This is a genomic window from Bradyrhizobium sp. LHD-71, assembly GCF_031157255.1.
Classification (GTDB): domain Bacteria; phylum Pseudomonadota; class Alphaproteobacteria; order Rhizobiales; family Xanthobacteraceae; genus P52-10.
Genome location: NZ_JAVIFX010000004.1, coordinates 19736 through 32815 on the forward strand (window position 1 = coordinate 19736; position 13080 = coordinate 32815).

The following is a 13080-nucleotide window of genomic DNA, read 5'->3' on the forward strand; positions in this document are numbered from 1 at the left end:
GAGCGAAGCGACGCCGTTCTTCGAACGGCTATGCCTCGCAATGACGTCAAATAATAAAAGCCGGGTTGATCGGCGACTCGAACAGCCGACGCACGCTGATGATATCGGCGCCGGACGCCAGGATGCGCTGATGTGCTGCGACGATCGGCTCGATCGCAACGGCCATGTGGAACGCGTTGGCGTGCACGAGCGTCTTCGGATCGCGCACGATCGCCACATGCCCCTTCCAGAAAATCAGATCACCGCGACGCAGGTCGCCGATCTCCGCGCCATCCAGCACCTCGCCCAGTTCGCGCTCCTGCAGATCGCTGTCGCGCGGCACGGCCATGCCGCAGGCACCGAGCGCGATCTGCACGAGGCCCGAGCAGTCAATGCCAAGCCCGGTCTTGCCGCCCCAGAGATAAGGCGTACCGATGAAGCGCTCGGCAATGCTGACGAAATCGTTCTCGAAAACGTCAAGGCTGCAGACATGCTGCAACGGCAGGTAATGCCGCCGCGGCGTGATCGCGAAGGTGCCGTCGTCGCTGACGATCTCGATGACGGCGCCAAGCGGCAGCGCTTCCGCCGGCGGCAATTTGATCGAGGGACCTGGAAAGGCAAAGGTGCGCAGCGCTGCAACCCGGTGCGTCGGCGTCGTGCGCGGCCTGACCAGCGCAGCGTCGGGCAGCCAGCCCACATAGCCGTCGCCGTTGAGCTGGCCCCACGACCAACCCTCGTCGTTGCGGTCGTAGATCGTCACGCGCTCGCCCTTGAGCGCCTCGGTATCGAGCGCCGCATCATGCGACGGCGCCTGCCTTAGCGGCGCAACCGCATCGAAGACCTCGAACGCCTCGCCCTCGACGAAGCGATCGGCCTTGACCTGGCCCTCGAGATGTTTTGCGGCGATGTCGCCGCGTGCCGGCGTCAGACGTGGATCAGCCATAGCGTTCCGCCACAAGCTTGTAGATGGCACGCGCCGCCTGGCATTCACCGCCCTCCGGTCGGGCGGGTTTCGACGACGGCGTCCAGCCGTAGATGTCGACATGCAGCCATCTTGTCGCCGGTTCGACAAAGCGGCCAAGAAACAGCGCGCAGGTTATCGATCCGGCGAACCCGCCCGACGGCGCGTTGTTGATGTCCGCGGTCTTCGAATCGAGCCACGAATCGTAGGGCGGCCACAGCGGCAGGCGCCAAAGCGGATCGTGCTCGGCACGTGCGTGGCGCGCGACGTCATCCGCGAGCGCTTCGTCGCGCGTATAAAAAGGAGGCAGCTCGGGGCCGAGCGCGACGCGCGCTGCGCCCGTGAGCGTGCCGAGATCGATCAGCAGATCCGGCTTCTCCTCGTCCGCGAGCGCGAGCGCATCGGCCAGCACGAGCCGTCCCTCCGCGTCGGTATTGCCGATCTCCACGGTCGGCCCCTTCCTAGACGGGTAGATATCGAGCGGACGAAACGCATTGCCGGCGACTGCATTTTCGACCGCCGGGATCAGCACGCGCAGCCGGACCTTCAGCTTCGCATCCATGATCATCTGCGCCAGCGCCAGCACGTTGGCGGCCCCGCCCATATCCTTCTTCATGATCAGCATGCCGCTTGCCGGCTTCAGATCGACGCCGCCGGTGTCGAAGCAAACGCCTTTGCCGACCAGGGTCACCTTCGGATGCGAGGCCTCGCCCCAGGTGAAATCAATCAGCCGCGGTGCGCGGCTCGACGCCTTGCCGACCGCGTGGATCAACGGAAAGTTCTTCGCGAGCAGCTCTTCGCCGACGATGCACGAAAATTTGGCGCCGAAGCGATCGGCCAGCGCACGCGCGGCATCCGCCAGTTGCTCCGGCCCCATGTCGTTCGCCGGAACATTGATCAGATCGCGCGCCAGGGATGCTGCTTCCGCCATCCGGCTCAGATCTTCAGCATCAAGCTCATTGGCCAGGAGCAATTTGACATCCAACGGCTCCGCCTTGCGGTAGCGGGAGAAACGGTAGCTACCAAGCGCAAAGGCGAGCGTGGCAAGGCGCGCATCATGCGGCGCATTGGCGAAGCGGTAAGTCCCGGGCGGCAGCAAGCCGGGGAGTTGGCCCGGCCGGAACGGATCGCGCCATCGCGCCGATTCATCCTCGACGCCGAACAGCACATTCTCGAGTCCGCCCTTGGCTGAGGGCAATAGAAGGCACTGCCCCGGCCTGGCCTTAAACCCGGCGGCCTCGGCAAACTGCCGCGACGATGAGCCGAGCACGTCCATCGCGCTGCTTAATGACGACTTGCTGACGAAAGTGATGGGCGTCGCCGTTGTGCCGGCGGCTACGTCGAAGGCTGGATGCATGCGGTTTTCTATACTCGATGAGAGCGTCTGCGCCCAAAAACTCACAGTCGCCGGGCTATCGGTTCGGAACCCAATTAACCAGACATTAGGGTTAACAGTCTATTGCTGATGCGTTCCCGCCCCTCGTGCGGGCCGGACGAGTGGATTTCCATGCGGAGCCGTTTGCTTACCAGCTTTGCCCCTACCAGATTCGTTCTCACGGCAAGTATCATAACGATGGCGGCGATCAGCACCGGGGGCTGTTCAAGCATCATCCGCGACGTCACCAGCTCGGTCGCCACGAAGGCCGCGCCACAGTCCGAAGCCGACTGGCGCAAAGCGATCGATACGTACGGCGAGCGGTATCGGACCAATCCCAAGGACGCGCAAGCCGCGCTTCGCTACGGCACGGCGTTGCGCGCCACCGGCCAGCACGCCCAGTCGAGCGCAGTGCTGGAACAGGCGGCGATGGCCAATCCAGGAGACCGGACACTGCTGGCAGCCTACGGACGGGCACTGGTCGACAACGGCAGTTACCAGCAGGGTTTCGACACGCTGAGCCGGGCGCACACCCCCGACAATCCCGACTGGCACATCCTTTCCATCCAGGGAACCGCCCTCGACCGGCTTGGCCGGCATGAGGACGCACGGCGCTACTACGAAAACGCGCTGAAGATCCAACCGAACGAGCCGTCGGTGCTATCCAACCTCGGCATGTCCTACGTGCTTTCCAAAGAACTTCCCAAGGCCGAAGACGCCCTTCGGCGCGCTCATGCAGGTGCCCCCTCGGACGCGCGGATCAGGCAGAACCTCGCCCTCGCCATCGGCCTGCAAGGTCGCTTTCCCGAGGCCGAGAGCATCATCACGGCCGGGCTGCCGCCCGACGAAGCGGCCGAAAGCGTCAAATATCTGAAGCAGATGCTTCAGGGCGACGGCCGGAAGCCGGCCATCGCACGCGCCGAGACACAGCACGCCTCGCGAACCTGATGTGTCATTCCGCAGCGAGAAGCGCCGCGGTCGGGAATGATCGAGCCTTCACTTAAGTGCGAAAAGCTTGATGGCGGTCGGTCCGAGGATCACGACAAACAGCACCGGCAGGAAAAACAGCACCATCGGCACCGTCAGCATCGGCGGCAGGGCGGCGGCCTTCTTCTCGGCCTCCGTCATGCGCGCATCGCGGTTTTCCTGCGCCATCACGCGCAGTGTCGCGCCGAGCGGCGTTCCGTAGCGTTCCGATTGCGACAGCGCCAGGCACACCGATTTCACGCCGTCGAGTCCTGTGCGCTTCTGCAGATTCTCGTAAGCGACCTTCCGGTCGGAGAGGTAGGACAGTTCCGCTGTGGTGAGCGTGAACTCCTCAGCGAGCGCAACCGACTGAGAGCTGATCTCTGACGCGACCTTCCGGAAAGCCAGCTCGACTGACATACCGGATTCAACGCAGATCAGCAGCAGGTCGAGCGCATCCGGAAATGCACGCTTGATCGAAAGCTGCCGCTTCGCAATCGCGTTCTTCAGGTAGATCATCGGCGCCTGCATACCGATATAGGCGGCAAGAATGCAAAAGCCGACCTTGATCGTGACGGGCTGCTGCAGGGTGGCGACGAGGAAGACATAGATCGTGGTGGCAACGAACAGCACGATCGGCGCCACCATGCGAAAGAACAGGAAAGTGATGTAGGGAGCTTCACCTCGGTAGCCGGCCATCACCAACTTCTCGCGCGCCTCTTCCTGCGCCAGCCATTTGCCGAGATTGAAATCGGAAACCACCTTCTGCACGACCTGCTTGGGCGATTGCCGCAACGAAATCTTTTCGGCCTTCGCCAGCCGCTCGCGTTCACGCTGGCGGATGCGCTCCCGCTCGTCTGCGACCGCGCGCATGCGCTTGTTCAACCCGTTGGTCGCGAACAGCGGAGAAATCAGCGTGAAAGCAGTCGCCCCCGCGGCGATCGCCGCGAAGATCATGGTCATCAGCCGACCATCGTGCATTTTCTCAATCAGGAAATCGATCATGCGCGCCAATCAAATCAGAAGTCGAAATTGATCATCTTCCTCATCACCAGCACGCCGATCGTCATCCAGACGGCGCTCGCCAGCAGCATCAAGCGTCCCATAGGCGTCGTCCACAAGAGCGAGATGTAGCCCGGGTTCAACGCGTAGAGGGCCAGCATGATCACAGGCGGCAGCGAGCCGATGATGGCGGCGGACGCCTTGGCCTCCATCGACATCGCTTTGATCTTGGCTTTCATCTTCTTGCGATCGCGCAACACCTTTGAAAGGTTGCCGAGAGCTTCGGACAGATTGCCGCCGGCCGTCTGCTGGATCGAAATGACGATGCCGAAGAAGTTTGCCTCCGCTACCGGCATCCGCTCGTACAGGCGTGCGCAGGCGTCACCGAGTGGCATGCCAATCGCCTGGGTTTCGACAATGGCGGCGAATTCACCCCTGACTGGCTCCTGCGAGTCCGCGGCGACCAGCTTGATCGAGTCGAACAGCGGCAGGCCGGCCTTGATGCCGCGGACAATAATGTCCACGGCATCGGGAAGCCCTTCCAGAAACTTGAGCTCTCGACGCTTCTTCATGTATCCGAGAAACCATCGCGGCGCGCCGAAACCGGCCGCGAAGCCGAACGCCGCGGAAGGCAACAGCCCCCCACCCATGAGGAGCACCACCAAAAAGCACGAGACGCCCATCGCCACCGAAATGATGACAAACTGCCGCATGGTCCACGACAAGCCGGCTTGTGAGATCCTGTTCGTTAAAGGAATCTTCTTCGACTGCTTGTGGCGATTTTCGACGTCCTTCAGCGACGCTTCGACCTGCTGCCTGCGCGTGCGTTGCACCCGGTCGGAGCGCCGGGCGATCGGCTCGCTCCGGGCGAAGCTCGCACGCCGCTGTTCCGCCTGGCGCTCGCCGGACAACATCGGATACAGGAACACCCAGGCGAGCCCGCCGATCGCGGTGGCGGCCATGAATGCCAGCGCCAGCGTCTGCAGGTTCATCGCTGCGCATCCAGTCTGTCGACGTTTGCAAGCTCGCCAGCATCAAGCGCCGCCGCAAGCCGGTTTTCCTCGCCGTAATAGCGCGCCCGCTCCCAGAAGCGCGGCCGGCCGATGCCGTTCGAACGGTGCCGACCGATAATCCGGCCGTTCGCATCCTCGCCGACGATGTCGAAGAGGAAAAGATCCTGGGTGATGATCGTATCGCCTTCCATTCCCATCACCTCAGTGATGTGGGTGATGCGGCGCGAACCGTCGCGCAGGCGCGCCGCTTGAATGACGACATCGATCGACGAACATATCATCTCACGGATAGTACGCGACGGCAGCGAGTAGCCCCCCATGGTGATCATGGATTCGCAACGCGACAACCCCTCACGCGGACTGTTGGCGTGCAGCGTACCCATGGATCCGTCGTGGCCCGTGTTCATGGCCTGCAGCAGGTCAAACGCCTCGGGTCCGCGCACTTCGCCGACGATGATGCGCTCCGGCCGCATGCGCAGGCAGTTTCGCACCAGATCACGCATGGTGATCTGCCCCTCGCCCTCAAGGTTCGGAGGCCGCGTTTCCAGCCTGACGGTGTGCGGCTGCTGCAGTTGCAACTCGGCCGCGTCTTCGCAGGTGATGACGCGCTCGTCGTGGTCGATGAAGTTCGTCAGGCAGTTCAGAAGCGTCGTCTTGCCCGAGCCGGTACCGCCGGAAATCAGCACGTTGCAACGAACACGACCGATGATCTTCAGTATCTCCGCGCCTTCCGGACTGATCGCCCCGAACTTCACCAGCTGATCGAGCGTCAGCTTGTCGCGCTTGAACTTGCGGATCGTCAGCACCGGGCCATCGATCGCGAGCGGCGGCACGATGGCGTTGACGCGGGAGCCATCGGCGAGACGCGCATCACAGATCGGCGACGCCTCATCGACGCGCCGGCCAACCTGGCTGACGATGCGCTGGCAGATGTTCAGAAGCTGCTGGTTGTCGCGGAAACGGATGCCCGTCTTCTGGATCTTGCCGCCGACCTCGATGTAGACCGTGTTGGCGCCGTTGACCATGATATCGGCGATGTCGTCGCGCGACAGCAGAGGCTCGAGCGGACCATAGCCGAGCACGTCATTGCAGATGTCGTCGAGCAGCTCCTCCTGCTCGGCGATCGACATCACGATGTTCTTGATCGCGATAATCTCGTTGACGATGTCGCGGATTTCCTCGCGCGCCGATTCGCCGTCGAGCTTGCCGAGTTGGGCGAGATCGATCGCCTCGATCAGCGCCCCGAAGATCGTCGCCTTGACCTGATAGTAGTTGTCCGAGCGTCGGCTTTCTCTTGGCGGTTCCGGTTCCGGCGCCGGGCGCGAAGGCGCCGTTGGCGGCGACGCGACAACGGGCGGCTCGCCGGGCCGCATCGCGGGCGCGGGCGTGCTGGCCATGGGCTTGATAACCCTGGCCTCGGCTTCCGATCCGCTACGCTTACCGAACACGACGATCCCCCAACCCAACAACTATTTGGCGAGCAACTTTCCGAGCAGCGGCGACAGCAGCGAGCTGCGTGGCTTCTTGGCTTCGGCACGACCGGTCAGGCGCTGGGCCATTTGCAGGAACTGGTCCGTCACCTTGTGCTTTGCGGCGATCTCCTCGATCATCTGGCCGTTGTTCGCCGCAAGTCCGAACAGTTGCGGCTCGAACGAGATGATCGTAACCGGGTCGCTCTCGATTGCCTTGGCGAATTCCGAGGTCTTGATCTCGGGACGCTTTGGAACGCCGACCTGGTTGAGGCAATAAAGCGGCGCCCGGTCGTTCGGCCGCGACGCCTTCAGAAGGTCGAACAAATTCTTGGTGTTGCGCAGGCTGGCAAGGTCCGGAGAGGCGACGATCAGGATGTCGTCGGCGGAGATCAGGGCGCGCTTGGTCCAGCCCGACCATTGATGTGGTACGTCCAGCACGATGCACGGCACCGTCGAACGCAACGTGTCAAACACCGCGTCGAACGCCTCCGTGCCGAAATCATAAACGCGGTCGAGCGTCGCAGGCGCTGCGAGCAGGCTGAGGTGATCCGTACACTTTGACAGCAGACGGTCGATGAACGCCGTGTCGATGCGATCCGGCGAGAACACCGCATCAGCGATTCCCTGCGCGGGATCCTGATTATAGTCGAGACCCGCCGTTCCGAACGCGAGGTCGAGATCGGCGACCACTGAATCCAGCGCAAGGTCGCGGGCGATCGACCAGGCGATGTTGTGCGCAATTGTCGAGGCGCCGACGCCGCCCTTGGCGCCTGTTACCGCGATCACGCGGCCAACCGGTTTAGCTTCCGGCGTCGAGAAGAGGCCGCAGATGGACCGCACCACATCGATGGGCGCCACCGGCGCGATCACATAGTCGCTGACTCCACGACGAATCAGCTCCCGATAGAGCAGGACGTCGTTCATCCGGCCGATGACGATCACACGGGTTCCGGCGTCGCACACCGCGGCGAGCTGATCGAGGCCGGAGAGGATGTCCCCTCCCCCTTCCGCCTCAAGCACGATGACGTTGGGCGTCGGCGCATTGCGATAGGCCTCGATCGCCGCGGCCATACCGCCCATCTGAATCTTGAGATGGGCCTTGGCGAGCCTTCGGTCTTCGCCGGCCGATTGCACAGCCGCGGCCGTTTCGACCGTCTCGCAGAACGCCTGCACGGACACGCGCGGCGAAGGGGCGATATGCTCCTCCTGCGCCGATGGCGTCCGTGGGCCTTGCGCGCCCGTGTTTTTCTGGCCGTAAGTAATCATTTTCCGACGTCGCTGATTTTGCCCTTATCGGCATCAGGCTGCTTGGTGGCGGTTGGCTCGCCGTTTGCGTATCTGCCCAGCACGGTCGACCGCCGCGGTGTGTAACTCGGCGACTCGGGCCGCGGTTGCACGAGATCGGCGGGATTTGCGACCATCGCGGCCATGTTGCGCTGGTACGCACAGCCGAGATTCGAGTAGGGCCGGTTCGACTGATAGATAGGACTCTTGAACGAAGGGCCAAGATCTTCCCGCCAGAGACCGCACGGTCCGGCGTCCGCGATCACCTTCGGATAATTCAGCTTGATTGTCGCGAACTGCCCATAGTCCGGCGGCGTATATCGGCGGATGGTGACACCGCGCGCCGGCACACCGACGGAGGAGAAAATCTCCTGAATATCGTGCAACGACTGCGTCGCCGCACGCGCATTGGTCGTCGAAACCGGCAGATCGATGGTGATCGGCCCGGTTCCTTCCTGCAGCCAGGTTTGCGCGAATGCGGCGACGTCGGTCCGTTGCGACGCCATCAGCCCCCCGCGGCCGGTGCCGACGAAAACCTCCACGGTGCGATCCGCCTCCTGCACGACGATCGGATGGCGCTGCCGATAGTCGGACGGCACACTCGCGGTGATGTCTTCCTCAGCGTGCTTGCAGGCACCGAGCGTTGCGGCCAGCAACAGCAGCGGCGCAATCGCCCCGAGGCGGCGCAAGCCTAACGCATCTAAGCAAGAGACAGCCACGCGCGTGGCGCTCCACCCTCCCCTTGAGGGGGAGGGCGGAGCATGCGTGCGTGATAGCCCTGCAACGCGAGGCAATGCTGAACGAACTGGATCGATGTTCATCATCTGCCACGCCTAATCCGTAATGAAGCCAAACACGTTGCGCGGCCTCGCCGCCTCGACCCGCGCCGGCACGCCGTAGATTCGATTGAGCGCGCCGGTGATGACCGTCGAAGGATCGGAGGCATCGACAAATCCGTCATCCGGCCGCGACAGATCCTTCTGCGCCACCGCGCGCACGACATAAGGCGTGACCAGCACCATCAGCTCGGTCTGGCGGTTGACATAATCCCTGCTCTTGAACAGCGCACCAAGCACCGGAAGCTGCATCAGCCCTGGCAAGCCATTGAGCGCCTGCTTGGTCTGCTCGTGGATCATGCCGGCCATCGCCAGCGAGCCGCCGGAGGGGATTTCCAGCGTCGTCTCTGCACGGCGGGCCTTGATCGACGGAACGGTCAAGATGTGGCCCCCACCCTGGTCGAGAGTCAGCGAGTTGTCCGAGGACAGCTCCGATACTTCGGTCATGACGCGCAGGCTGATCCGCCCCTCGGTCAACACCACCGGCGTAAAGTTCAGCGTGATGCCGAACTTCTTGAAGTCGACCTGGATCTGGCAGGTCCGGCCGAAGATGGTGTCGTTGGAGCACAGCAATCCTTTCGGCAACGGAAACTCGCCACCAGCAACGAAGGATGCCGACTCGCCGGAAATCGCGGTCAGGTTCGGCTCGGCCAGCGTCCGCACCACGCCGGCTCGCTCCATTGCCCGCAAGGTTGCGGTGACACCCGTCCCGTTGGCGCCCTTGGCGAAGGTGCCGGCGATCTGGTTGTTGGCAACCAGCGCCTGCCCGACGACCGAAAAGGGATTTACGTTGTTGAAGTTCACCACCGACGTGCCAAAATTCATGGCGCCGTTGAGATCGATGCCGAGCTGCTTGATGACGTCGCGCTGTACCTCGGCGACCGTCACCTTCAGCATGACCTGATCGCGGCCGCGGACAACAATGCTGTTCACCACCTTGTCGGCGCCGCCGACCAGGCGGGTCGCCAGCTCGCCGGCCTGCTGCGCATCGACCGGGCTCGTCACCACACCCGTCAGCACGACGCCGTCGCCGAGACCCTCGATGTTGATGTCGGCATTCGGCAAGGTGTGCTTGAGTGCAGCGCGAATGCCATTGAGATCGCGGGTCACCGCAATGTCATAGGCGGCGATCTGTTGGCCGTCGCTGTCGAAGAAGAAGATATTGGTCTGGCCGACGGCGGCGCCGATGATGTAGGCCCGCTGAGCCGAGCGGACCACCGCGTTGGCGATCTTGGGATCAGCCACGAGCACATCCTTGATCTCGCGCGGCAGGTCGATCACCACCGACTTGCCGATGCCAAGCGGCAGGAAGCGGGCGCCGTCCCGGACTGCGGCGACCCCGCCGGCGTGGTAGTCGCTGGCAATCGCCGACGTTCCCGACGGCACCAGCGTCAGCACCGCAGCGATCGCGAACGACATTGCGCAGACCACCTGGGTCCACAGCGATCGCTTATTCAGCCGGCGGATCATGCCTTCCATCCCCTTTTGGTCACTTCTGTGTTGCCGCGGCGGCCGAAACACCAAAGCGGACCACGTTCACGGTGTTGTTGCTGCGTGCGGGCGTTCCGGGTTCGTTGGCATCGACGAGGCTGCGCAGTGCGAGCGACAGCGTTCCACTCTGACGCGCCCGCGCCAGCGTTTCCGATTGCTCGGGCTTGAGCTCGAGCGTCGCGGTCTTACCGACGACGACCTTCTGGCCGTTCTTCTCCTCGATCGTCTGGTCGATCGCCAGCACCCGGACGTTGCCCAGGATGATCTCGGAAATGCCGACTTCGGCATTGCCGGCGCCGCGCTGGCGGCGGGACAGAATGACGTCGACCCGATCATTGGGGAGGATAAAGCCGCCGGCGCCGGTCTCCGGCGAGATTTCCGTCGAGATCGCGCGCATGCCCGATGGCAGGACGGCCGCCATGAACCCCGACCCGTTGCCCTTGACCAGCTTGACCTCGCGCACCGGCTCGCCGGCGAAGAAGGGCGAACGGACGATGGAGCCGGTGAGGTCAGCGACGGCGTTGCCGCGCTGGTCGCGGCGAATGAAGCTCGGACTCACCGTCGCCGCCGGCCAAGACTGCCATTGCAGATCCTCGGGCTTGACCGTCTGGCCAAGCGGAATGTCGGCCTTGGCGATCAGCACGTCGACCGTATCCAGCTTCGGCGCGGGCGCCTGGACGACGGGTTTCGCGCCGGAGCCGCTGGCAAGATAGGCGGCGATGCCGCCCGCACCGATCGCGATGGCAAGAACGATGATGCGCGCGGTATTCATTACGCTTCACTTCCCACGAGGACGCCCGGCGCGCAGTCGCTGCCGTCGCGGGATTTGACCATTTAAAGGTCAAAGCATGGTTAATGAGGCGTATCTAGATCGGGTTAACGAAAGCTTCTTCGAAAAGTTTAACCGGCAAAGCGGCTGAGATCGATCGCCTTCATCCATTCGGTCTCAGGATAGATCAGCAGCGCGCCAATCGCGAGCGCAATGCCGTAGGGGACGCCGCTCTTCCTATCGTGTAATCGCTGCGCCCATTCCTGCGAGATGAGCGATGCAGGTAAGGGCCATTGTCGGAATTGCAGGAGCAGCAGCGTCAGAAGCCCGCCGACCAGGGCGGAATAGATAAGGTACATGGTCACGTGCTCGAAGCCGAACCAGAGTGCCGCCGCAGCCGCGAGCTTGGCGTCGCCTCCACCGATCCAGCCCATCGCGAAAAAGGTAAAGCCGAACGTCAGCACGACTAACGCGGCGACAACGTGCATCGTGATCGCCTGCAAGCTCATGCCACCCAGAGCGGCCAGCACGATAAAGCCCACGATCAACAACAGTGAAATCCTGTTCGATATCGTCATGGTGAGGAAGTCGCTCACCGCTGCGAATGCCATCAGCGCCGGAAAGATCAACAGACGCGCGATATCAAGGGTCATTTCTGTTCACCGAGGAGCGAGGGCATGATTGGCGCCGTTCGACTATCGATAGGCGCATTTGGTGAATAATCATAGAATTGCGATCGGCAGGCTGGACGCAGAATCAGCGACGGACGGACGGCGCAAGCAGAAACAAAAAAGGCTTCGGTGACCCGAAGCCTTTTGTCATGCACTGACGTCCGCGAGCTTAGTTTTGCGCGTTAAGCCTGGTATTGAGGTCGGTGAAAATACCGAAGAGCGTACCACCGAGCGTTTGCACGATGGTGATGATCGCAATGCTGATGCCCGCGGCGATGAGGCCGTATTCGATCGCGGTGGCGCCGGACTCGTCCTTCACGAAACGAGCAACAAGGTTCTTCATAGATGACTCCGTTTGCAACACTTGCTGTTTGAAGCTTTCATTTGGCCTCACGCGGAGCGTTGTCCGGCGACTTGGCCATGGCGGCACCCTAGTGAGGCGGAATTGCAGCGCAGTTAATTCGATTGCAGAAAGTCGGCTTTACCGCACCGTTCTTAATCACAGTGAAAGAATCGCTAAACGATCGATCCTGCTTTTTGGGTTGGCTTGCAGGAAGCTTCTCTGAAGGCCGCAAAGCAAGGCGTGACGATCTCTGTTGACGCAAGATGCTCGCAGAAGGCGATCGTTTGTAGTTCTTTCATCTCTTAACGGCAGATTCAGCGTCACGGGCGCCGGCGCTTTAACTGCATCGCCATTGCCGGCCAGTCTCGCGTCCCCGGAGTTCAAGTCATGCCATTGTCGTTGCGTGCTATGCTGCGCAGTCCCTTGTCCGCGAAAACGATCTCGCTTGGACTCCTCCTCGTCCCTTTGGCCGTGTCATCCCCAGCCGCCGAACAGATCTCCGTCGTCGTCGATCAGGCCAAACTCATCAAGCTTCCGGAGAACATCGCCACTATCGTCGTCGGCAATCCACTGATCGCCGACGTGTCGCTCCAGTCCGGAGGCACAGTAGTGGTGACCGGCAAGGGTTACGGCACCACGAACGTGATGGCGCTGGATCGTCAGGGCAACGTGCTGATCGATCGGACGGTGCAGGTGGAGGGCCCCACCGACAAGCTCGTCACCGTCTATCGCGGGCTCGACCGCGAATCTTATAGTTGCACGCCAATCTGCCAGCGCCGGATCACACTGGGCGACACGCCAACCTATTTCAGCGCAACGCTCAACCAGAGCGGTTCACTGGCAACTCAGGCAACCGGAGCGGCCTCCGCCGATGCATCCGCACAAACGTCCGGACAGGCTCGTTGATTAACGGAAGGT

13 protein-coding genes are annotated in these 13080 nt (G+C 62.5%); 2 read left to right on the plus strand and 11 right to left on the minus strand.

Features of this window, described 5'->3' with window-relative positions; genetic code table 11:
* Positions 1 to 46: 46 nt before the first annotated feature.
* Together RCO31_RS04710 and RCO31_RS04715 are read right to left on the minus strand one after the other, a co-directional pair.
* Entirely contained in the window at positions 47 to 922 is an 876-nt protein-coding gene (locus RCO31_RS04710) for an NlpC/P60 family protein (protein WP_308967082.1), read from the minus strand.
* A complete protein-coding gene (locus RCO31_RS04715) occupies positions 915 to 2297 on the minus strand; it encodes a leucyl aminopeptidase family protein (protein ID WP_308967083.1) in 1383 nt (460 codons plus the stop codon). Before RCO31_RS04715 ends, RCO31_RS04710 begins: the two co-directional genes overlap by 8 nt.
* 216 nt (positions 2298 to 2513) lie before the next feature.
* Here RCO31_RS04715 and RCO31_RS04720 point away from each other — a divergent pair, with 216 nt between their 5' ends.
* Positions 2514 to 3263, plus strand: a complete 750-nt coding sequence (locus tag RCO31_RS04720) for a tetratricopeptide repeat protein (RefSeq protein ID WP_308967084.1) — start codon at positions 2514 to 2516, stop codon at positions 3261 to 3263.
* Between the two features lie 48 nt (positions 3264 to 3311).
* Here the strand turns inward: RCO31_RS04720 and RCO31_RS04725 are convergent, their stop codons facing one another.
* From RCO31_RS04725 to RCO31_RS04765, 9 genes are all read right to left on the minus strand, one after another.
* A complete protein-coding gene (locus RCO31_RS04725) occupies positions 3312 to 4286 on the minus strand; it encodes a type II secretion system F family protein (protein ID WP_308967085.1) in 975 nt (324 codons plus the stop codon).
* Between the two features lie 14 nt (positions 4287 to 4300).
* On the minus strand, positions 4301 to 5275 hold the full coding sequence (locus RCO31_RS04730) for a type II secretion system F family protein (protein ID WP_308967086.1): 975 nt from the start codon (positions 5273 to 5275) through the stop codon (positions 4301 to 4303).
* A complete protein-coding gene (locus RCO31_RS04735) occupies positions 5272 to 6744 on the minus strand; it encodes a CpaF family protein (RefSeq protein WP_308967087.1) in 1473 nt (490 codons plus the stop codon). Before RCO31_RS04735 ends, RCO31_RS04730 begins: the two co-directional genes overlap by 4 nt.
* A 21-nt stretch (positions 6745 to 6765) precedes the next feature.
* Positions 6766 to 8034, minus strand: a complete 1269-nt coding sequence (locus tag RCO31_RS04740; RefSeq protein ID WP_308967088.1) for an AAA family ATPase — start codon at positions 8032 to 8034, stop codon at positions 6766 to 6768.
* The gene (locus tag RCO31_RS04745; protein WP_308967089.1) at positions 8031 to 8741 is read right to left on the minus strand and encodes a CpaD family pilus assembly protein; all 711 of its coding nucleotides are present in this window, start codon (positions 8739 to 8741) and stop codon (positions 8031 to 8033) included. Before RCO31_RS04745 ends, RCO31_RS04740 begins: the two co-directional genes overlap by 4 nt.
* A 144-nt stretch (positions 8742 to 8885) precedes the next feature.
* Entirely contained in the window at positions 8886 to 10358 is a 1473-nt protein-coding gene (locus tag RCO31_RS04750) for a type II and III secretion system protein family protein (RefSeq protein ID WP_308967090.1), read from the minus strand.
* Positions 10359 to 10377: 19 nt separating this feature from the next.
* The gene (gene cpaB, locus RCO31_RS04755; protein WP_308967091.1) at positions 10378 to 11151 is read right to left on the minus strand and encodes a Flp pilus assembly protein CpaB; all 774 of its coding nucleotides are present in this window, start codon (positions 11149 to 11151) and stop codon (positions 10378 to 10380) included.
* Between the two features lie 128 nt (positions 11152 to 11279).
* The gene (locus RCO31_RS04760; protein ID WP_308967092.1) at positions 11280 to 11801 is read right to left on the minus strand and encodes a prepilin peptidase; all 522 of its coding nucleotides are present in this window, start codon (positions 11799 to 11801) and stop codon (positions 11280 to 11282) included.
* Positions 11802 to 11988: 187 nt separating this feature from the next.
* Positions 11989 to 12162, minus strand: a complete 174-nt coding sequence (locus tag RCO31_RS04765) for a Flp family type IVb pilin (protein ID WP_308967093.1) — start codon at positions 12160 to 12162, stop codon at positions 11989 to 11991.
* Positions 12163 to 12549: 387 nt separating this feature from the next.
* Here RCO31_RS04765 and RCO31_RS04770 point away from each other — a divergent pair, with 387 nt between their 5' ends.
* Complete coding sequence (locus RCO31_RS04770; RefSeq protein WP_308967094.1) at positions 12550 to 13068, plus strand: pilus assembly protein N-terminal domain-containing protein; 519 nt, start codon at positions 12550 to 12552, stop codon at positions 13066 to 13068.
* Positions 13069 to 13080 lie beyond the last annotated feature (12 nt).